The organism is Streptomyces sp. NPDC058086, assembly GCF_042885015.1.
In the GTDB taxonomy this organism is placed as follows: domain Bacteria; phylum Actinomycetota; class Actinomycetes; order Streptomycetales; family Streptomycetaceae; genus Streptomyces.
This window is the reverse complement of record NZ_JBHVST010000109.1, coordinates 19,056-37,018: the sequence shown is the minus strand read 5'-3', so window position 1 is coordinate 37,018 and position 17,963 is coordinate 19,056. Positions and strand designations below refer to the sequence as shown.

Annotated in this window: 15 protein-coding genes and 7 pseudogenes; 10 read left to right on the top strand and 12 right to left on the bottom strand. The window is 67.9% G+C overall.

Annotated features, from left to right (window positions below):
• Positions 1-348: 348 nt before the first annotated feature.
• A complete protein-coding gene (locus ACFVWD_RS47395) occupies positions 349-1,497 on the bottom strand; it encodes an FAD-dependent oxidoreductase (RefSeq protein ID WP_389604537.1) in 1,149 nt (382 codons plus the stop codon).
• Positions 1,498-1,672: 175 nt separating this feature from the next.
• Here ACFVWD_RS47395 and ACFVWD_RS47390 point away from each other — a divergent pair, with 175 nt between their 5' ends.
• From ACFVWD_RS47390 to ACFVWD_RS47380, 3 genes and pseudogenes are all read left to right on the top strand, one after another.
• Entirely contained in the window at positions 1,673-2,314 is a 642-nt protein-coding gene (locus ACFVWD_RS47390) for a TetR/AcrR family transcriptional regulator (protein ID WP_389604536.1), read from the top strand.
• A 58-nt stretch (positions 2,315-2,372) separates the two neighbouring features.
• A pseudogene (locus ACFVWD_RS47385) lies at positions 2,373-2,570 on the top strand (transposase); the annotation flags it as partial.
• Positions 2,571-2,666: 96 nt separating this feature from the next.
• A complete protein-coding gene (locus tag ACFVWD_RS47380; protein ID WP_389604534.1) occupies positions 2,667-3,116 on the top strand; it encodes a hypothetical protein in 450 nt (149 codons plus the stop codon).
• Here ACFVWD_RS47380 and ACFVWD_RS47375 read toward each other — a convergent pair.
• Together ACFVWD_RS47375 and ACFVWD_RS47370 are read right to left on the bottom strand one after the other, a co-directional pair.
• A pseudogene (locus tag ACFVWD_RS47375) lies at positions 3,112-3,327 on the bottom strand (transposase); the annotation flags it as partial. The gene ACFVWD_RS47380 and the pseudogene ACFVWD_RS47375 overlap by 5 nt on opposite strands.
• 33 nt (positions 3,328-3,360) lie before the next feature.
• Entirely contained in the window at positions 3,361-4,629 is a 1,269-nt protein-coding gene (locus ACFVWD_RS47370; protein WP_389604532.1) for an MFS transporter, read from the bottom strand.
• A 133-nt stretch (positions 4,630-4,762) separates the two neighbouring features.
• Here ACFVWD_RS47370 and ACFVWD_RS47365 point away from each other — a divergent pair, with 133 nt between their 5' ends.
• Entirely contained in the window at positions 4,763-5,698 is a 936-nt protein-coding gene (locus tag ACFVWD_RS47365) for a LysR family transcriptional regulator (RefSeq protein WP_385388340.1), read from the top strand.
• 160 nt (positions 5,699-5,858) lie between these two features.
• Positions 5,859-6,134 (top strand): annotated as a pseudogene (locus ACFVWD_RS47360) (transposase); the annotation flags it as partial.
• A gap of 330 nt (positions 6,135-6,464) precedes the next feature.
• On the opposite strand, the gene ACFVWD_RS47355 reads toward ACFVWD_RS47360, so the two are convergent.
• The 3 genes and pseudogenes from ACFVWD_RS47355 to ACFVWD_RS47345 all read right to left on the bottom strand — a co-directional run.
• On the bottom strand, positions 6,465-7,373 hold the full coding sequence (locus ACFVWD_RS47355) for a TIGR04222 domain-containing membrane protein (RefSeq protein ID WP_389604530.1): 909 nt from the start codon (positions 7,371-7,373) through the stop codon (positions 6,465-6,467).
• Between the two features lie 88 nt (positions 7,374-7,461).
• Entirely contained in the window at positions 7,462-8,442 is a 981-nt protein-coding gene (locus tag ACFVWD_RS47350) for a threonine/serine dehydratase (protein WP_389604529.1), read from the bottom strand.
• A 174-nt stretch (positions 8,443-8,616) separates the two neighbouring features.
• Positions 8,617-9,044: pseudogene (locus ACFVWD_RS47345) on the bottom strand (transposase); the annotation flags it as partial.
• 476 nt (positions 9,045-9,520) lie between these two features.
• On the opposite strand from ACFVWD_RS47345, the gene ACFVWD_RS47340 reads away from it, so the two are divergent.
• Positions 9,521-10,066, top strand: coding sequence for an AAA family ATPase (locus ACFVWD_RS47340; protein ID WP_389604528.1), 546 nt, complete (start codon positions 9,521-9,523; stop codon positions 10,064-10,066).
• A gap of 31 nt (positions 10,067-10,097) precedes the next feature.
• On the opposite strand, the gene ACFVWD_RS47335 is transcribed toward ACFVWD_RS47340, so the two are convergent.
• From ACFVWD_RS47335 to ACFVWD_RS47325, 3 genes and pseudogenes are all read right to left on the bottom strand, one after another.
• On the bottom strand, positions 10,098-10,238 hold the full coding sequence (locus ACFVWD_RS47335) for a hypothetical protein (protein ID WP_389604526.1): 141 nt from the start codon (positions 10,236-10,238) through the stop codon (positions 10,098-10,100).
• Positions 10,239-10,257: 19 nt separating this feature from the next.
• Entirely contained in the window at positions 10,258-10,806 is a 549-nt protein-coding gene (locus tag ACFVWD_RS47330) for a hypothetical protein (protein WP_389604539.1), read from the bottom strand.
• 121 nt (positions 10,807-10,927) lie between these two features.
• A pseudogene (locus ACFVWD_RS47325) lies at positions 10,928-11,015 on the bottom strand (AAA family ATPase); the annotation flags it as partial.
• A 183-nt stretch (positions 11,016-11,198) separates the two neighbouring features.
• On the opposite strand from ACFVWD_RS47325, the pseudogene ACFVWD_RS47320 reads away from it, so the two are divergent.
• A pseudogene (locus tag ACFVWD_RS47320) lies at positions 11,199-12,102 on the top strand (phosphotransferase family protein).
• 239 nt (positions 12,103-12,341) lie between these two features.
• Here the strand turns inward: ACFVWD_RS47320 and ACFVWD_RS47315 are convergent.
• Positions 12,342-13,073 carry an HAD family hydrolase gene (locus ACFVWD_RS47315; protein ID WP_389604525.1) on the bottom strand — a complete coding sequence of 244 codons (732 nt, stop codon included), beginning with the start codon at positions 13,071-13,073 and terminating at the stop codon, positions 12,342-12,344.
• Between the two features lie 391 nt (positions 13,074-13,464).
• On the opposite strand from ACFVWD_RS47315, the gene ACFVWD_RS47310 reads away from it, so the two are divergent.
• The gene (locus ACFVWD_RS47310; RefSeq protein ID WP_389604523.1) at positions 13,465-14,133 is read left to right on the top strand and encodes a hypothetical protein; all 669 of its coding nucleotides are present in this window, start codon (positions 13,465-13,467) and stop codon (positions 14,131-14,133) included.
• 290 nt (positions 14,134-14,423) lie between these two features.
• Here ACFVWD_RS47310 and ACFVWD_RS47305 read toward each other — a convergent pair.
• Positions 14,424-14,824 (bottom strand): annotated as a pseudogene (locus ACFVWD_RS47305) (transposase family protein); the annotation flags it as partial.
• 462 nt (positions 14,825-15,286) lie between these two features.
• On the opposite strand from ACFVWD_RS47305, the gene ACFVWD_RS47300 reads away from it, so the two are divergent.
• Positions 15,287-15,934 (top strand): histidine phosphatase family protein, encoded by a 648-nt coding sequence (locus ACFVWD_RS47300; protein WP_389604522.1) that lies wholly within the window; start codon positions 15,287-15,289, stop codon positions 15,932-15,934.
• 46 nt (positions 15,935-15,980) lie between these two features.
• On the opposite strand, the gene ACFVWD_RS47295 is transcribed toward ACFVWD_RS47300, so the two are convergent.
• Positions 15,981-16,598 (bottom strand): TetR/AcrR family transcriptional regulator, encoded by a 618-nt coding sequence (locus ACFVWD_RS47295; RefSeq protein WP_389604520.1) that lies wholly within the window; start codon positions 16,596-16,598, stop codon positions 15,981-15,983.
• Positions 16,599-16,687: 89 nt separating this feature from the next.
• Here ACFVWD_RS47295 and ACFVWD_RS47290 point away from each other — a divergent pair, with 89 nt between their 5' ends.
• Positions 16,688-17,920 carry an NADH:flavin oxidoreductase/NADH oxidase family protein gene (locus tag ACFVWD_RS47290; RefSeq protein ID WP_389604519.1) on the top strand — a complete coding sequence of 411 codons (1,233 nt, stop codon included), beginning with the start codon at positions 16,688-16,690 and terminating at the stop codon, positions 17,918-17,920.
• Positions 17,921-17,963 lie beyond the last annotated feature (43 nt).

Below are 17,963 nucleotides of genomic sequence, written 5' to 3'. Positions count from 1 at the left end.
TTTTAATTTTTATAACACAATCCCAGAATGGTGGGGTTCGTAAAAGAAGGACTGCCCCCCGCCCCCCCCCCCGACCCGGCCGGCTGGGGGGCCCCACGTCCAGGAGCGCGGGAGGTACAGCTCCCGGTCCATGACGGCATGTCCCCGGAGCGCATCCGTTGCAACTCGCATGAACGAGTTGTCGCATCGGGGATCGTCGTCGCCTGGTCCGGGGACGCTATTCGGTGTGTCGACTCGCTGCGGGCGCGGGAGAGCCACTCGTGCAGTACCTCTGCGCCTGCCTCCGCGTCCGCGTCTGCGTCCGCGTCCGCGCGACCCGTCACGCGGTCTCGGTCGCCGTGCGCGATGTCAGGGCTGGGCCTGACCGAACCGCGCGGTCTCGTCGGGGTCGGGCACGGACAGAAGATGCTCAGCGCCGCCTTCGAGCATCTGGGCCATGTCGGCCGAGCGCGGGAGCATCGACTTCTCGTAGCTGCGTACAGCGTCGTCGATCGTGGAGGACTGCACGAGTGCGAGCGCGAGTTCACCGGCGTCGAGCATGGCGAGGTTGACGCCGACGCCGAGCGGTGGCATGAGGTGTGCTGCGTCTCCCAGGAGTGTCACGCTGGGCGAGTGCTCCCATGTGTGCGGCACCGGCAGAGCGAAGAGCGGACGATCGACGTAGGGGCCGTCGTTGTCGGTGATCATCCGGAGTGTCTGCGGTGACCAGGCCGCGTACTCGCTCAGCAGATGCGCGCGGATGCCCTCGGTGTCCTCGGGGCGAAGCCCGTTCGCCGTGATCCAGTCCACGGGGACGCGCTGCATGATGTAGACGCGCATGTGGCTGCCGCTGTTGCGCTGCGCGAAGAGGCCGCGCTCTCCGTCGGCGACGTGGGCGCTGCCCTTCCCGACCAGTTCGGAAAGCTCGGGGTGCGCGGTCTCCATGTCGTCGAACCATGCCTCGAGGAAGCTGACCCCGGTGTAGCACGGTGTCGCGGGCGACACGGCAGTGCGGACGCGGGAGGAGGCGCCGTCCGCACCGATCACGAGATCCGCTTCAACGGCCGTCCCATCGGTGAACGTCAGCGTTCGCGGCCCGTCAGCCGGTCCGCCCACTGATTCGAGAGTGCGTCCCCACTGAACCGTCCCGGCAGCGAGTGAGCGCAGCAGGAGATCGCGGAGCTGTCCGCGGTCGATTTCGGGACTGACCGTTTCGCCCTCGCCCGGCAGATGGTGGGCGAGGACGCGCCCAGCAGGGTCCATGCGGCGCATTTCCTGGCTCTCGAGCCTGGCGAGGGCGAAGAACTCCTCCAGTAGTCCCGCTTCACGGAGTGCGAGCTGGCCGTCTTCCTTGTGCAGGTCGAGTGAGCCTCCCTGATTGCGGGAGTTCACTTCTGAATCACGGTCGTACACCGTCACCGGAATGCCGTGCTGCTGCAGGATGCGGGCGCATGTGAGGCCTCCCGGGCCGGCACCGATGATGCTGATCCGCGCGTTCGCGGGCGTCGGAGAGTCCATGGTGGATTCCTTTCGTCGGTGGGGTTCCGGGTGACGCCGCGGCGCGGCGATGACCGGCGCCGCGACTCCTACCGGGGTGCGGCAACCCCTGCGGAGACCACCAAAGCAGAAACGAGTCCATAAGTGCAACCGTTACAGTTTCTGCTTCATTCCAGTTGTGAGGTACAGTGACGCCATGCCCGACTTCCCGACCGTTGGCCGTCGCGAGCGCAAGAAGGCCGCAACGAGGCAGGCCATTGCCGACGCCGCCCTGGAACTCTTCCTGGAACACGGCTTTGAACAAGCCAGCGTCCGCGACATCGCCGAAAGAGCCGACGTATCGACGACGACCCTCTTCGCGCACTTCCCGAGCAAAGAGGCACTGGTCTTCGACCGCGAGGAGGAAGTTGAGGCAGCGCTGACCGCCGCCGTCCGCGAACGGCCCAAGGACCAGGGCGTGGTCGAGGCGCTCCGCGCCCACGCGCTGAAGTCCTGGGTGCCGATCGCGTCAGATCCACGTCTGCATCAACTCACCGCACTGGTGGACCAGACACCCGCGCTCCGCGAGTACGCCGAGCGCATGTGGATGCGGCACGCGGGCACCCTCAGCGCCGTAATCGCGGAGGAACTCGGCCGAGAAGCGGATGATCTCGCATGCTCGGCACTCGCACGGTTCGTCCTGGAAGTCCCGACCTTGGCCAAGGGCCGACACGATCCACGCTCGACGGTGGAGACAGTGTTCGACCTACTGATCCACGGTTGGCAGTCACAGCACAATTCCGGGGATGCAATCACAGGCTCTGGCAAGAGCCGACACATCGAGATGGATCGGCCCTGACGGTCGGGTGCTGGGCTGGTAGTTGGGCGTTCGGTCCGGTACACGGACAACGCCGTGGATGCCGCTGCCGGACCGAGAGGTGCCGTGCGGGATCTTGTACGTACTGCACACCGGCATCCAGTGGGTGTACCAGCCCAAGGAACTCGGCTTCGGCTCGGGCATGACCTGCCGGCGCCGGCTGCGGGACTGGAACGAGGTCGGCATGTGGCGGCGACGGCACAAGGTCCTGCTCGCCGAGCTTCACGCGGCTTCTCAGTGATGGCGATATCCGAATCTGGCTCTGCCCGCGTCCTCGTGATCAGGTGCATTGACAAGTGGGCGCTGCCCCTCCCCCTGCCAGTAGGCTCGCGACGTGACAGATCACGGTATTGAGTTGCCGGTCTTCCGACTTCATGTTGTGCCAGCGGTTCTCGCTCTTGCGAGTCCCTCGTGGCAGCGCGATGTCTGGCTGCGGCCGGAGGAGTTCGAGGACCTGGACTACGTGGTCACCGTGCTGTTCGACGACTTCTGCAACGCAGACGATCCCGCGCCGTGGCTGGGCAAGAGCCTGCGGACCGAGGAGGAAGTCGCGCTCATGAAAAAGCTGGGCGCGGTCTACTCGACTGTGCAGGAAGAGGTAGGTCGCGATGCCCCGGACGAGGTCTATCTAGATGCTCCAGCATGGAGCCACGTGATCGCAGTCGCGGGCAGGTTGGCTCAGGTCATGGTCACCAATGACCTCCAGGCGGCGGCTCTCCTGCACGAACAACACTACCTTCCTCACTACCAGAGGCCCGCTGAAGGGGCACCGACGGCTGAGTGAGAATGCGAGTGCGGAGGAGTTCGAACGAGGCTCGGCCATACACGGCTCGCTTGAGGGTTTTCACCCGGTTCACGTGACCTTCGACGACGCCGGAACTCCACGGTCGGGTAAGGCCGGCGGTGACGGCGTCGAGGTCCTGGCGGAGGAAACCGGCGAAGCCCTGCATCGGCTTCGGAGCGTCCTGCTCGGCCTGGCGGATCCACTCCAGCAGCGGGTATCCGCGTGTAGCGGCGGTGGCGGGCCGTCAGGCGCGGTTCGATGTCGGCTCCGGCTCGGCGAGAGACGCTGCCGCGCGACGGGGACGCAGCAGCGGGGTCGCCAGCAGGAGCACACCGGCCAGGCCGATGGCCGTACGCGGGCCGACCAGGACGCCCAGCACGCCCCAGACGGCCGTCAGGAGCGCGGTCGAGGCCTTGGTCGTCACCGTCCAGGCGGACAGCGTGCGGGCGACCCGGTCGGTCGCGGTGCGCTCGAGGCGGTAGGTGGCGTAGACAGGGTTGAAGACCCCGCAGCAGAAGATGAGCCCGAGCTCGACGCCCATCACCAGCAGCAGCCCTCCGGTGCCCGGCCCCAGGAAGGCCAGGCCGACGGGCCAGATCGCGCGCAGCGCCCCGACCACGACCAGGACCTGGTGCTGCCCGAACCGGGTGACGAGCGGTCGGGCCAGCCGTGAACCGAACAGTCCACCGATTGAGGGCGCGGCGAAGGCAAGGCCGTACTGCCACGGTGCGAACCCGAGTTGGCCGAGCATCAGGACGGCCAGCAGCGGCTGGGAGGCCATCACCAGACCGTTGAACAACGCGGTGTTGAACAACAGCGGACGCAGCGTCTCATCGGCGAGGATGTACCGCCACCCGTCGAGCAGATCCCCGGCCCGCATGCGCGCGACCTCCCGACGTTCGGGCAGCGGCTCGTGCCCGCCCGTCGCACGGATGCCCAGGGCCGAGAGCAGATAGCTCACCGCGTCGGCCGCCACCGTCGCCACCGGACCGAGGAGCCCGATCGCGGCGCCGCCCAGCGGCGGCCCGATGATCGTGGTCGTCCAGGCCGTGGACTCGAACCGGGCGTTGGCGACGAGCAGGTCCTCGGCCGGCAACAGCGTCTTCAGGTACGCGCCGGAGGCGGCGCGGAAGGAGATGTCGGCCGCCGCGACGACGACCGAGACCAGCAGGAGCTGAAGGAAGGTGAGCACGCCGAGCACGAACGCGGCGGGGATCGTCAGCAGTGCCCCGAACCGCACCAGGTCCATCGCGATCAGCACCGGCCGCTTGCGGCGGAACTCCACCCACGGGCCGAGCGGCACGGCCACGGCCGCGCCCACCGCAGCCCCCACGGACGAGAGCGCGGAGACCTCGGCGGGTCCGGCGTGCAGCACCCGGATGGCGATCAGCGGGAACGCCCCGAAGGCGAGCCACGTGCCGAGCGCGCTGGTCCCGTACGCTCCCCACAACCACCCGAACCTCCGCCCCAGCCGTGGTCCGAGCAGATGTCCCAGCCGGTCCCCGCTCTTCATTCCCGCCACCCCTCGCCACTCACCCGCACAACCGATCCGCGATCGGAAGCATCAAAGCGACCACCACACCCTGGGATCAAACAACCACGGCACCTCCAGCCACAACCAACGGTTGTACCCATAGGCTGTCGGCATGGATCTCGACACCGTCCGGACCTTTGTCGCCGCCGCCGATGCGGGGCAGTTCCAGGAGGCCGCCGCCGAGCTGGCGGTGACCCAGCAGGCTGTCTCCAAGCGCATCGCCGCGCTGGAGCGCAACCTCGGCGTGCGGCTGTTCACCCGTACCGCGCGCGGCGCCGAGCTCACCATCGACGGGCAGGCGTTCCTGCCCCACGCGCGCGAGCTGCTGCGCGTCGCCGAGCGCGCGGTCACCTCCGTGCGCACCGGCCGCCGTCCGCTGCGCGTCGACGTGATCGCCTCGCGTGGCGCGGCGGCGGGCCTGCTGCGCGGCTTCCACCGCGCGCACCCCGAGATCGACCTCGACGTGGTGATGCTGTTCGACATCGAGACGGCCGTCGCCGCCATCCGGTCCGGTGCGATCGACGCGTCCTTCCGCGCCGTCGCCGCGCCCGGTCGGCCCCTTCCCGAGGACCTCGAGTCCGTTCGGGTGGTCGACGAGCCGCTCCAGCTCCTCACCGGCCCCGCCCACGCGCTGGCGGGCGCCCGGTCGGTGACTGTTGCTCAGCTCGCCGGACACCGGATCTGGATGCCGGGCATCGTCCCCGGTACCGAGTGGGCCGCCTACTACGACGACCTCGTCGCCGAGTTCGGCCTCACCATCGAGGCGACCGGCCCCAACTTCGGTTCCGACGCACTCCTCGACACCATCGCCGACACCCCGGCCCTGGCCACCTTCATGGGTGGGCAGACCCGCCTCGTCTGGCCCGCCGGCCACGGCCTGCGCCGCATCCCGGTGACCGACCCGACGCCCGTCTACCCGCACTCGCTCCTCTGGCACCGCGACAACCCCCACCCAGCGCTGCCCACCCTCCGCGCCCACCTCGCCGCCACAGCGGCCGGCCACGACGCCGCCGGGACCTGGGCGCCGGGCTGGGTGATTCCGCGCTGAACGCCGCCGCGCCTTCGACCGTCATGGCCGGATCGACGGACGGTGACTCGGGGGCGGGCGTGGCCATCGGCGCACTTCTGCTCTCTCCCTCCGTATCCTCATCTGCCTTGACGGTGATCAAGGCTGTGAGCTGCCGATTCAGCTCAGGAACCGCAGATGGGTTCGGACGGGTCGGGCCTACTCGAAACTTCACCTGGTCACTGTCGGCCACGGCACTCCGCTCGCGGTCCTGCTGTCCGGCGGCAACCGCAACGACGTCACGCAGATGCTGCCTCTGCTCCACACAATCGGGCCGGTCCGCGTCCGGGCGCGTCCGCGCCGCATACCCGACTCACTCTTCGCCGACCGCGGCTGCGACCACGACGTCTACCGCGACCAGGTCCGCGCCCGCGCCATCGTGCCCGTGATCGCACGTCGTGATACGGCACCGGGGGCGAGGTGCACTGATGCGAGGCGGCAGCCCGGGCCGTGGCGGGGGAACTCCGCGGTGAGATCACGCGGTTGACCGGGCGGTGGCGCGGGCGGAGGACCGGCTGTCTCGGCTGTCCCGGCTGTCCCGGCTGTCCCGGCTGTCCCGGCTGTCCCGGCTGGAGATCGCCTGGGAGACGGTGACCGAGATCCTCGGCGAGGCCGGTGCGGATGAGGAATCTTCGGGGCCGGGTGTCGAAAGGGAGCTGGAATTGAGGGCGGTACGGGCCAGGAACCCTCGGCAGCCTTTTCAGATGACGGCGAAGAACACCGCGTCACCGATGCCGCAAAGACCCGGTCAGTCTCCTCCGGGGCCGTCGAGATGGACCGTCGGCTTGTCCCAGTCGGCGTGGATCCTGTCGTCGATGCGTTCGAGCACCGCGGAGCCGAAGAGCGCGACCGCCATGGCCACCGTGCGCGGGTCGTACGCCTCCGACGCTGGCCGCGTCGCCGGATTGAGATCCGCGTACCGTTCACGCGCCAGGTGGAGCGCCAGCTCCCCTTTGGCGGTTCTGGCGGGCAGCCTTCGCGGAAGGATCCGGTCGCCCGGAGCCGACGCCGCCGCCAGCGTCAACGCGCTGATGAGGAACGCCAGTACGGCTCGGACCCAGGACTGGTCGAGGACCAGTACGGTCGCCACCGGCACCACTACCGCTGCGGCCGCCGTCGACCACCAGCCCCGGTGCCGCTGCCCGCCGCCGGGAACAAGCTCTCCTCGTTGCCGCCCATAGCCTTCACTGATCAGCCGCGCCTCTGCCTCATCCATAAGGCGGTAGGCGTCCGGCAGGGCCCACAAGTAGTGGCCCTCCCCGTCGGCCGGGCGGAGGGCCGAGCCGGACACGGGCTGCGGTGCAGCCGCGGCCCACAGTTCGCGCTCGAACTCGTCAGCGCCTTCGGGCAACGGGCCGCGAGCGACCCAACGCTGTGGGCTGGGTCCATCGGGCGACGTACGGTGCAGCACCCCATCGGCCACCAGCCTGGCCACTGCCCCCTTCTTCGCCCACGTGGCACCCCCCAAGCTCAGCCAGCCCAGCTCCAGTGGACCGAGTCGTTCCACGGCAGCCGGTTCGACGAACGCGCTGTGCCGGTCCTCGGCCACGAACGCCTCCAGCCGGGCGTCTTCGGTATTGGCGCGCGCAATGCCGTCAAGCGACACGGCCGTCAACGCGATCACCAGATAGCCCGCGAGTATGAGCCAGTCCGTCATACAGGCCAGTATCCCCCTGCCACAGTGCTAGACCAGTCCACTCACTCACAACCAGCTACCCTCAACTCGCCTGCTGCCTGAGCAGTTGTCAAGACCTGTGGATGGGAGCCGCGCCGACCCAGCGGTGGTAGGCGTCTACGTCGACGTTGCTGCCGCACACGATGGTGACGACGTGTCGGCCGGCGAAGCGGTCACGGTCTTCGAGGATCGCCGCGATGCCGAGCGCGCCCGAAGGCTCGACGATGAGGCCGGCGTGGTCGAGGAGCATCCGCATACCGGCGATGATCGACGCCTCCTGCACCAGGACGGCGTCGTCAGCGACCAGGAGGAGGTCGTCCAGGACGGCCGGGATGGGACGTCGGCCGGCGACGCCGTCAGCGATGGTGTCGGTCGAGTCGGTGGTGACGACACGCCGCCTGCGCCACGAGTGTGTCAGCGCCGGTGCGCCCAGCGGCTGGACGCAGATCACCTCGACTTCGGGTGCCATTGCCTTCACCACATGGCCCACACCGGTGGCCAGCGCCCCACCGCCGAGAGCAATCAGGACGGTGTCGAACGACGTCGCGGCGGCCACCAGTTCCAGGCCGATGGTCGCCGCGCCCTCGCAGGTCTCGATGTCCAGGCTGTCTTCGACCAGCCGGATGCCGTCGTACCGTGCGATGGCCGCCGCCCGCTCGCGAGCCATCTCGTGGTCGCCGTCCACCAGCTCCAACCCGGCGCCCAAGGCGCGGATGCGATCAAGCTTGGCCCGAGTCGCAAAGCGGGATGCCACGACGGTGACGTCGAGCCCCCGGCCGCGACCGGACCATGCGAGGGCTTGGCCAAGGTTGCCCGCGCTCGCGCACACCGCGGCTCGCGAGGCATTGTCGGCCAGCAGACTCGCGACTACCTCGGTGCCGCGGGCCTTGAAGCTGCGGACCGGGTTCGCCGTTTCGAGCTTGATGCTCACCGTGCACCCGAGGCCGGGCTCCAGCGCCTCGCAGCGGTACAGCGGAGTGTCGAGAAAGACCGGGTCGATCACCCGGCGAGCCGCCCGGATCCGAGCAGTGTCGAGACGCGTCTCCTGCACGGCACAGCAGCGTAGCGCCACCGGGGCTGGTTTCGTGAGCAATTGTCAGGAGTTGTACGTCGGTTGAGGTGTGTCACGCTGCGGCGGGCTCCTCGGGGCGTTCTACGAGGTGACCGTTCTCGAAGCGGACGCCGGCCGGACGAGGGCGACGAGGTGGGGTGCGGTGACCGCACGCCAGCGCTCCAGCGCGGGCACGAAATCCCCCGAGGACAGGCCTTGGAGGTAGAGAGGTAGAGCAGCGGCAGCACCTTGGAGACCTTCGGCGACTTGCGACACCAGGGAGGCAGGATCTTCGAGGAGAATCGCTTGCGCTCGCCGGTCGCCTCGTCGACCCGTCGGTCGTCGACCCGTCGGCCGTTGACCCGCGGCGCCTTCACCTTGACCGGTCCGGCGGCCGTGGTCACCGCGCGTTCGCGACGGTAGCCATTGCGGACCACCAGCCGTCGACCACCCTCGTCGCGCTGGTCGCCCAACTCCGCTGCGTATGCGCTGACTTCGGCCTCCAGCGCAACGGTCGGCATCCGCCTCGCGCCCTCGCGGACGATGTCGTCGATCAGGGCGCCGGTCTCGGTGGAACCGTCGGCATTCACCACTCTGAGCACAGGCGCGCCTTGCCCACCCACGCTGCTACGCGGGCCTACTCGATGACCAGAAATCGATCACTCGGGAAGGTTCGCCCTTCGCGTCCAACCCTAGGCCGATCCACAAGTCATGAGCATTGCTCCTGCTGCCTCATCATCCACCGACCGCTCGGCTCACCGTGCCAGCCGTTGTCAGACATGGCGTGCTCTTCCCTTCGTTTTCCGCGGGCAGATGCCCGGCGGTCACTCGGCCGCCTGGGCTTCGGCGGTGTCCAGGGAAGCGAGTTGGCGGCCAAGGGCGGGTCAGAGCCTGCTCTGCGGGCCCGTTGGCTTCGGCAACGTGAACCAGCTCCGCTGCCAGCGGGATTCGGCCCCACTCAGCGAACCACCCGGCTTGATCTGACAATGGAACTTGGCCCCACTCAGGTCGCGCGGCATGCTGATCCAACACGCCGGGTTCGACGCGCGGGCCTGGCAACGGGGTGGGGAGGATCGCGTTGATCATCTGGGTGAACGGTGCGTTCGGCAGCGGGAAGACGACGCTGGTGGACGAGTTGCGTCCTCGTTGGCCCGAGGTGCTGGTCTATGACCCGGAGATGGTCGGCTTCGTGCTGCGGGAGATCGTGGAGGTGCCGACTGGCGACTTCCAGGATCTCCGGTTGTGGCGGCGGCAGGTTGCCGACCTGGCGGTAGGGCTGATCGAGGAGTACCACCGCCCGGTCCTGGTCCCCATGACCGTGGTCAACTCCGTCTATGTCGATGAGATTTTCGGTGTGTTGAAGAACGCGGGAATCGACCTTCACCACTTCTTCCTCAAGGTCCCTCGAGAGGTCTTGGAGAAGCGGATCGACGGACGAATCTTCTTCCCTGATGATCCCGAGCGGGAGGAGCGGGTCCGACGCTGGGCCAAGGACAGGATCGAACCGTGCATGGCCGCGGTCGACACTCTGCCCGGCGACACGGTGTTCCTGGACGGAGAGCTGACTCCGCCGGAGTTGGCCGACCAGGTGTTGGCCCGTATCGGCGTGGGTTCGGACAGGTAGGGCACCCGCGTGAGTGATCGCAGAGACGCGGTCAGCCGCCGACCTGCTGGTTCTTGGCATGCGGGAGGCGGTATGAATCGGTACCGGTCTCGACAATGTTGCCGCCAAAGGTGAGCCGGTCGACGGCGACCGCGCAGAGCCTGGTGTCGGCGTACACCTTCAGTTGCTCCACGGAGTACAGGTGAACGTGCTCAGGGCTGAATGGGCTGGCCTGGAGGCCGGGTGGGGTCGTAGTGCGTGCGGGCGAAGGTGTCGTTTGCGCGGTGGACGGTGTCGGGTCGCGGTGGTGCCGGCCAGACGCTCAGGAAGTGCTCTTCCACGGGGGTGTCGCCTTCGTGTGCATCGCCTTCATCGCGTCCGCGTGCCTGTACGCGGACGCGGTACCAGCCCGCCCCGGCCGTGGCGAAGTTCCCGGCATCCTCCTCGACATCCCCGCCCCACCGGAACAGCCGCAGGATGCCACTCGTGCTGCAGATGCTCACGTCCACTACGGTCTCCCACTCCTGCCCCGGCAGAAGTGGTTCATCCGCGCAGTGCTGGGTGGTCAGGCGTATCCAGCCGGTGTGCGTGCCCGCGAGCACCGTGAGGTGTTCTGGGCCCCCGGCTGCCAGGCTGTTTCCCGCGAAGATCCGCCCGACCGTATCGGTGTCGTCGTACTCGCTGAGGAAGTCGTCGCCCTGGAGGTAGTACTGCCCATAGGAGACGAACATGCGATCTGAAGTCCACGTCGTGTAGCGCATCCACCGGATCATGCCCTGCCCCACTGACAGTGCTGAAACAGCCCCGCACCCGGCTTGGTGGCTTGGGTAGCTGCGCACGTTCATCTGTACCTGGCTGTGCATATTGAGCCGTACGCCTACACCTGGGGTCGGTGAAGGTCTTGGTCCAGCCTCCGAAGGATTTCGTTCGAGGCGATGGCGGCAGACGCCCTTTCTTCCCGCTCGGCCAGGGCCAGGCCGTGCGGCTCGATGCAGGCACCTGAACGGTGTCTGCGGCAGCTGTGAGAGGAGCAGAGCAGCGTTGCCATCGCCTCCAGCGAAAGCTTTTGCGCGTGCCGCCGTCCGGAAGACGAGGTGGAACGGTGACCAACCACGATGAGGCGGCGAGTGTCGAACCGTTGACCCTGGCTTGGGTGAGCCGGCACCTGGAGGTCGGCGAACGGATCGTCAAAACCGAGGCGCTGCACGGCGGCATCACTGCCGAGATGCGGAGGCTGACCATCGGCACGCGGGACGGAGGCACCCGTGACCTGGTGCTGCGGACCTTCGTCAACGTGGAGAACGCCGAGGACTGGCTGAACAGGGAGACTGGCGCCCTGACCCTGCTCCTGGGGACCGGCGTGCCGACTCCTGGACTGGTCGCGGTTGATCCGACCACCGCGCATTGCGAGTATCCATCGCTCCTTATGACACATCTGGCGGGCCGGACGCTCTTCGACGATGAGGGATTGGAGGCGCGCGTCCCTCTGCTGGCCCGTCAACTCGTGGCGATCCACGCGTTGCGACCCACCGAGCGGCCCCGGGAGTATGTGGCGTGGACGACCGCCGACACCGTCGTGACTCCGAAGGGCGCCGACGCGGCGGCATGGGCCGCGGCGATCGACGTGATCCGCAAGCCCGCGCCGCCCTGTGAAGGGCGATTCCTGCACCGGGACTTCCACCCCGGCAACGTGCTGTTCGACGTGCCGCCCCCGCAGCCGGCAGGTCCCCGGATCACCGGCGTCGTCGACTGGGCAGCGACCTCCTGGGGTCCGGCGGATCTCGATGTGGCGCACCGCTCCACCAATCTCGCGCTGCTGCATGGCCCGGCGCGGGGTCTGCGCTTCGCTGAGGCGTAGGAGGAGGCCGGTGAGGGTGCTGGCCACGGCCGCGAGCGAGCGGCTGTACTGGCGGGTGCGGGACACGCTGGCGTTCTCAGAAGAAGTGCAGTTGGTGGCGCAGCCATGGCGGGAGGCAGGGAGGACAGAGCTGACGACGCGAGCCGTCGAGGAGCGGCTGGATGCCTATGTCGCCGCCCTGATGGACGCGCTGGGCTGAGCCAAGACAACCGGGTGCACGGCGGCGAGCGCCGGGACCGCCTTCCATGTCCGGCAGCGGAGACGATCGCACACCCCCACCGGGGCACCCCGAGTACGGACTGGCTCCGGGCCGACCGCTCTGCGACGACCCCGAATCCAACGGCGATATGACTCGCCGTAACGACTCCCCGTGATCGCTGCCAGAGCCCGAATAGCGCCGCCCTAGCCACGCTCACTTACGACGGCCGTGAGAGCCGGTCAGGCGTTGGTGCGTGATAGGTGGTCGGGGAGGTCGGTGAGCCGTTCGATGCGGGGCACCGTCTCGTCGGCCGTCGGCGATGGTCCACCGGTGACGAAGTCGACGCCGCGGTCCAACCAGATGCCGGTGAGCCCGGCGAGGGCGGCTGCGATCACGTCGCTTTCCAGCATGTCGCCCACGTTGACCGCCCGCGCGGGGTCCGTCCGCATCCACCGGCAGGCGGTGGCGTAGCCGACGGGCTTGGCCACACCGAGCTCGGTCGGGGTCAGGACGGCTTCGAAGTATTCGAGGAGGCCGAAGCGGGCGAGCTTGGCGCGTTGCTGCTCGGGGTCCCCGTTGGTGAGAACAGCCAGACGCGGTCCTCGGGGAAGCCGTTTCAGGTTCTCCAGGCAGGGCTGGACATCGGGATAGCACCGCCAGGACTCCTCGAACACGGTGAGGTAGCGCTCGGCGATCCAGGCGTCCAGAAGGCCGGGACTTTCCGGAACCGGCTCGCCGAGCATCGGCAGGAAGGAACGGAGCCTGCGTCGGTGGTGCTCAGCGAACGAGCACTGACCGGCCAGATATTCGCGCATGTGGCGCGCCTCCAGCGTCCACCACAACGTCGCCAACTCCTCCGGTGGAGCCGCCGCGTTCGGCGCGGCCTGGACAATCTCGCCGATCGCTTCCCAGACCGCGCTTCGATGATCGACCAGAGTGCCGTCCAGATCGAAGAAAACCACATCCGCCATGGGTTGATCATCTCGTAGTGCCTGTCCCTGACGCCAGTAGAAGGCAGGAATCGCGATCTTCATTTCTGGATGGTCGTCCAGGTGGTCACAACAGGGCGAACGTTGTCTGATGCGGCACTAGGACGGATCTAGGACGGACCTAGGACGGCAGCTCTTAGCCTCGATCTTGCACGACGGCCCCGCAATGAGCCGTCATGCACTAAAGCGCGTCACGGGGGCCCGCACGCCTCTCGGCGGCGCTGCTTGCATGGGAGACAACTCACCAAGCACACATCGTCAGGGGGACCACGTGAATCTCGCCCGAAAGCTGGCAGCCGGAGCCATCGCGGCCGGCCTCACCACCGCTGGCGTCGTCACTGCAACCCCGGCCAGCGCCACGAGGGAGAGGTCCGTGAGGGCACCACGCACTATACTGCGCGCGTTCGCAGTCATCAGTCTGCTGTTCACCGGGACGGTGATCGCAGTCGCGCCGACTTCGGCGACACCGCAGGCTCCAATCGTCACCAACGTCTCCGTCAAGGTGACATCCGCGAAGGGTTCGGTACTACCCTGCGCGCAGCAGGTTAAGGCGCAGGCGCCAAAATCCTGGTCACCCAACGTTGTCGCCAAGGCAGTCGCAACACTTTGCGACTTTAAACTCAGCCACGTCGAAACGACTCGCCCGGCAACGATGCATCCGCTATCGACGGGGACTGGCAGTTTCTGCACAAAAGCAGACGACGGCATTCCCACCATCGCTAACGTGAGAATCAGTTGGTGCTTTAGCGTGTACGCCGGCACTCCAGGGTATGCACGGCCAACCAGCCTGAATTGCGCCCAGTCTGCGACCGGGTTCTCGATCGATCTGCATGGCCCGTGCCAATGGTATGGGCAGAACCCGGCTTATGGAAATGGGAACCAAGCCTTCGGCGCAACCGAGAACTTCACTAGTAACGCCGAAATTTTTGGGCATGGGATTCACGCTGATCACTATCTGAACATAGCGACACACTGGGACGGCACGAGTTGCCTGAGTAACGACGAAGATACCGCCGGTAAGTGCTGGACGCCCAAGCACTAGCCTCTTGTGGCCCCCATCTCAAGATGGGGGCCACTTTGGCGGATCCAGAGCTCTGCTCAGAAGAGTTCAGCGCGAAGCGGGAAATTGAGGAGTCCGATGACAGCGTCAAGGGCCTCGGCGAGCTTCCCAAACTGAAGCACGGAAGCGCCCGCCCTCCTCGGAGAGGATCCGCCAACACTTGAAGCGGGCCACCGTGTGCTCGACGTCCGCCGGAGGCCGCCCGGTCTGCCCGTAGCCCAACGGGATCTGCACATCGGGGAACCACGGGTCACACTGAGGCATTTCCAACCTCAGCTCGAGGTTGCTATGTGGAGGGCGAGGACGGCCTTGACCAGGTCGGTGATGCGGGTGGTGCTGCAGCGGAGCTTGCGCAGGAGGCGCCAGGACTTCAGGGTGGCCATTGCCTGTTCGCAGACCGCACGGATCCTGGCGGGGGAGACGTTGACGGCCTTCTGGCCTTCGGAGAGCTTCTCCCAGCGGCCGCGGTAGGGACGCGCACGGTGCTGCCGGCGCCCTGATACCCCTTATCGGCCCAGCAGCACACGCCGGCCTCGGTCAGCGCCGCCATCACGCCGTGGGTGCGGGCGGCTTTGACGTCGTGTACCGCGCCGGGCAAAGCGGCGGAAGCCCACAGTAGCCTCCCGAATGGATCGGCGAGGACTTGAACGTTCATGCCGTGCTTCTTGTGCTTATCTGCCGGCTCCCTAACCTCCCTATACGTGTAAGGGGTTTAGGTGAACGGCACCCGTGCTCAAGCGCCCAGACGGCACCTCCATCCCGAGGCGGGCCTGCCGCCACCGGAACGAACCCGGTGACAACAAGCCCGCCCCTGTGACAGCTATCGTGCTTCGGCTCAGCGACACAACGAGGCCAACGTTGCTTGATGCGGCACTAGGTCATTTGATCGGAGCCAGAACGGACGGTCCGGCCTCAGGCTCATCCCGCAGCGATCGGCAGCCGCCCCAAGCTGCGGACCGGGCAGCCGGTGTCGAGGATCACGTCACAGTCGTGCTCATCGGCCTTCCGAGTACGCCGATTCTCGGGCCGGCGCCCGGTTCCCATGGCGAGGCGGTCCTCCCGGTGCCGCCGGTTTTCACCGGTGAACCTGATGTGTACACTGCGCACATTAGCAGGCCAACGCGGGAGTATCTCTGTGCCGCTCATCTGTCTCGTCCGTCACGGTCAGGCGTCCTTCGCTGCGGAGGACTACGACGTCCTGTCCGACCTCGGCCGCACCCAGGCCGTCGCGGTCGGGCAGGAGCTGGCCCGCCGCGACCTGCGCGACCCGCACCTCATATCGGGAACCCTCACCCGCCAACGCGACACGGCTCACCTCATCGCGGAGACAGCCCGTTTCCAGCAGCCGCTGCGCCTGGATCCGCGCTGGAACGAGTACGACCACGTCGCCCTGCTGGCCCGTTACGCACCACCGGCGAGCGACACCCATTCCGTTCAGGAGGTGCTCGATCGCGCGCTGCTGGCATGGATGGCGGAGCCCGGCGCGGTCGACGGCACGTCCTGGGGCACCTTCACAGAAGGGGCGGCGGCCGCCCAGACCGAGTTGTCCGCCACGCTCGGGCGAGGCCGAGACGCGGTCGTCGTCACCTCTGGCGGCCTTCTCGCCGCGCTCTGCGGGACCCTGCTGCCACTGCCGCCCGAGGGCGTCGTCGCGCTCAACCGTGTCACCGTCAACGCCTCCATCACGACGCTTGTGGTGGGCAAATCCGGGACCAGCCTGCTGACCTTCAACGATCACGCTCACTTCGCCGGCGACCAGCGTCGACTGCTCACCTACCGCTGAGGCCGCCTCTCCCGCCCGTCCGGGCGACCCCGCAGTCATGCGCGGGCTACGCCTTTGCCTGCTCCGGCGCCGCGGCCGCCGCTTTTGACGTCACCGGGGAGGTGGCGAGCAGCGCGTGAACGGCTGTGCGGACCTGATGGGCGACCACTTCGGCGGTGGAGGTGTCGAGTTTGCCGTCGAGATGCAGGAATGCCAGGCCGTGAACCAAGGCCCACACCGGGGTCGCCAGCACCTCCGGGTCGGCGCCCGGGAAGGCGCTGCGGACGATACCGCGGACATACTCCGAGAGGGCGGCGGTCGCGGCGACCCGTTCCTCGCTGTTGGGATCGCAGGGTTCGGCGAACATCACCCGGAACATCGCCGGGTGGTCCAGTGCGAAGCGGACGTAGGCGACGGCGACCGCAGCGAGGTCGTCAGGTGTCGCGGAATGGGCCGCGGCCAGATAGCCGCCGAGTTCCCGGTATCCCTCCGCGGCGACCGCGGAGACGAGCGCGTCGCGGTCCGCGTAGTGACGGTAGGGGGCCGTCGCCGACACACCGGCCCTCCGCGCGACCGCCCGCAGAGACAGTCCGGCGCTCCCGTCCTCCTCCAGTAGTTCCCGCGCAGCGCGCAGGCAGGCGGCGCGCAGATCGCCGTGATGGTACGAGTCACTCGCTTGTGGCATGGGACACCCTCCCTCATGTTTACACCGCGTACATGGTTCGCCTAATGTGAACGGTGCACACATTGTAATCGATGGAGAGGAGAATCCGGATGGCCAGCGAGCTGTTCTCACCGCTGTCCCTGCGCTCCGGGCAGGTATTGGGTAACCGGATCGCGAAGGCGGCCATGGAGGAGAACATGGCCGGCGACGGCCAGTTGCCCGATGGGCAGCTGCTGTCGCTGTACCGGCACTGGGCCACCGGCGGCACCGGACTGCTGATCACCGGCAACGTCATGGTCCACGCCGAGGCACTGACCGGTCCCGGCGGCGTCGTCCTCGACGATGCCGCACCGCTGGAGCCGTTCACCGAGTGGGCCAAGGCCGGCAAGTCCGGCGGCGGAGCGATATGGATGCAGATCAATCACCCCGGCCGCCAGATCCAGGCAGACATGCCCGGTGTCGTGTGGGGCCCGTCCGCGGTGGGGGTCGATCTGGGAAGGCACAGCAGCCGTTTCGGCCGCCCTGTCGCCATGACCCCCGAGCAGATCAAGGCCACTGTCACGCGGTACGCGGTCACGGCCCGCCGTGCCGAGAAGGCGGGGTTCGACGGTGTGGAGATCCATGCCGCGCACGGCTACCTGCTCTCACAGTTCCTGTCCCCCCTGGTCAACCGGCGCACCGACCAGTGGGGCGGATCCCTGGAGAACCGGGCCCGGATGCTGCTGGACGTCGTCCGCGCCGTGCGCGCCACCGTCTCGCCGTCCTTCGCGGTCGCCGTGAAGCTCAACTCCGCGGACTTCCAGCGCGGCGGATTCGACGCCGACGACGCTCGGCAGGTGATCGCGATGCTCGAACCTCTCGGCGTCGACCTGGTCGAACTCTCAGGCGGCAGTTACGAGAGCCCCGCGATGTCCGGCCGCCCTGCCGATGCGCGCACCCAGGCCCGCGAGGCGTACTTCCTGGACCTGGCGAAGGACCTGGTCAAGACCAGTCCTCTCCCCCTGATGCTCACCGGCGGCATCACCCGGCGCGATACCGCCGAACGGGTCCTCGACAGTGGCGTGGTGCTCATAGGGATGGGCACCGCCCTCGCCGTCACCCCGGACCTGCCCGACCGCTGGCGCCACGGCCGCGAGGCGGACCGGCAGCTACGGCCGGTGTCCTGGTCAGACAAGGCCCTCGCTTCCGCCGCGAGCATGGCGCAGGTCCGTCACCAACTGCGCCGCATCGCCCGCGGAAGCCGTCCCAAGCCCAACACCCGCCCCGTGTACGCCCTGTTCTCCGAGCGGCGTCAGCAGCGACAGGCGCTGCGCCGCTACCGCGCATGGCTGTCGCCGTCCTAGAACGGGCTGATGACGGATCGGGCCGACTCCGTCCACTCCACAC

Bases quoted from the DNA above. Each gene is read 5' to 3' on its own strand.
- ACFVWD_RS47295 (WP_389604520.1), bottom strand. From the start codon at position 16,598: ATGCCACAAGCGAGTGACTCGTACCATCACGGCGATCTGCGCGCCGCC.
- ACFVWD_RS47330 (WP_389604539.1), bottom strand. From the start codon at position 10,806: ATGCGCTACACGACGTGGACTTCAGATCGCATGTTCGTCTCCTATGGG.
- ACFVWD_RS47395 (WP_389604537.1), bottom strand. From the start codon at position 1,497: ATGGACTCTCCGACGCCCGCGAACGCGCGGATCAGCATCATCGGTGCC.
- ACFVWD_RS47370 (WP_389604532.1), bottom strand. From the start codon at position 4,629: ATGAAGAGCGGGGACCGGCTGGGACATCTGCTCGGACCACGGCTGGGG.
- ACFVWD_RS47315 (WP_389604525.1), bottom strand. From the start codon at position 13,073: ATGGCGGATGTGGTTTTCTTCGATCTGGACGGCACTCTGGTCGATCAT.
- ACFVWD_RS47355 (WP_389604530.1), bottom strand. From the start codon at position 7,373: ATGACGGACTGGCTCATACTCGCGGGCTATCTGGTGATCGCGTTGACG.
- ACFVWD_RS47365 (WP_385388340.1), top strand. From the start codon at position 4,763: ATGGATCTCGACACCGTCCGGACCTTTGTCGCCGCCGCCGATGCGGGG.
- ACFVWD_RS47290 (WP_389604519.1), top strand. From the start codon at position 16,688: ATGGCCAGCGAGCTGTTCTCACCGCTGTCCCTGCGCTCCGGGCAGGTA.
- ACFVWD_RS47390 (WP_389604536.1), top strand. From the start codon at position 1,673: ATGCCCGACTTCCCGACCGTTGGCCGTCGCGAGCGCAAGAAGGCCGCA.